This is a genomic window from Streptomyces hazeniae, from assembly GCF_031845485.1.
Lineage (GTDB): Bacteria > Actinomycetota > Actinomycetes > Streptomycetales > Streptomycetaceae > Streptomyces > Streptomyces hazeniae.
Window position 1 is genome coordinate 1 of record NZ_JAVREQ010000095.1, and the last position, 582, is coordinate 582.

At 62.4% G+C, this 582-nt stretch carries 1 protein-coding gene; it reads left to right on the forward strand.

The window, feature by feature from the left end; translation table 11 throughout:
* Nucleotides 1–146: 146 nt before the first annotated feature.
* A partial coding sequence (locus RM572_RS28765) for a nitrile hydratase subunit alpha (protein ID WP_311676304.1) occupies nt 147–582 on the forward strand: 436 nt, incomplete at its 3' end.

The following is a 582-nucleotide window of genomic DNA, read 5'->3' on the forward strand; positions in this document are numbered from 1 at the left end:
GGTTCTACATCGTGCGCTTCAACATGACCGACGTGTGGGATCCCTATGCCGGCGCCGTAGGCGACACCCTCCAGGCCGAGATCTCTGAATTGTGGTTGCAGCCGCTGGGTTAGACCGCTCATTCGACAGACGAACAGGAATGCGACATGACGCACGACGACGCCGCACATACGCATGACGACGCACCCGAGCGGCATGCGGCACCGATGGTCGAGGAAGTGACCGATTTCGAGGTCTTGGAGATCGCGCTGCGCGAATTGGCGATCGAGAAAGGCTTGTTCACCGCCGAAGACCATCGGCACTACACCGAATTCGTCGAACAGATCGGACCGGCGCCGGGTTCGCGCTTCGTCGCGAAGGCCTGGGTCGATCCGGATTTCAAGCAGCTGGCGCTCCGGGATCCCATCGCCGCCAGCCGGGAAGTGGGAATCGATTGGCTGCACCCGACCGGCTTCGGGACGCCCAGCGACTTCACGGCGCTGGAGGTGCTCGAGAACACCCCGACTCTGCATCACGTGATCGTCTGCACGTTGTGCTCGTGTTATCCGCGGCCGCTTCTCGGCAATTCCCCCGAGTGGTACC